Raw genomic sequence first — 510 nt, forward strand, 5'->3', positions numbered from 1 at the left:
GCCCTCCGCAGGCGTGAGGACGCGCGGTCTCTATCGTGTGCCCGATTCCGGGACCGCGCTGTGCGTCTGTCGGCACCAATAGTCGAAGGTGGCATTCACGATCGACGTCTTGAGGAGGTAGTCATGTGCCTCCCTAGCCAGACCGTCGTCCACGGGCGTGAGGGGACCGAAGGTTCGGGCGCGGATCTGCATGCGTGCTGCACGTTCCAGATAGACTGACAGATAGGTGGCCTCTTCGATAGACTTGCCCGCGGTGAGGTAGCCATGATGCGCCAAGATGATTGCACGCTTCTGGCCAAGCGCCTTCGATATGACGACCCCCTCCTGGTCGGCGATTGGGACGCCTGGCCATTCACAGAGAAACGCGCAGTCGTCGTGGAACGGGGTCATGTCCATCTGCGAGATCACCAGGGGCTCTCTTGCGGCGGCTAGTGCTGACGCCCAGGGCGAGTGGGTGTGGATCATCGAGTTCACGTCGGGACGTGCCTCGTACACCCACAGGTGAAACCG

1 protein-coding gene is annotated in these 510 nt (G+C 62.2%); it reads right to left on the bottom strand.

Annotated features, from left to right (window positions below; translation table 11 throughout):
• Positions 1 to 30: 30 nt before the first annotated feature.
• Positions 31 to 510, bottom strand: a 480-nt coding sequence (locus CEV33_RS00285; RefSeq protein WP_208620111.1) for a class II aldolase/adducin family protein, incomplete at its 5' end; no start/stop codon positions are given.

The sequence above is a fragment of the Brucella grignonensis genome (genome assembly GCF_002252505.1).
Lineage (GTDB): Bacteria > Pseudomonadota > Alphaproteobacteria > Rhizobiales > Rhizobiaceae > Brucella > Brucella grignonensis.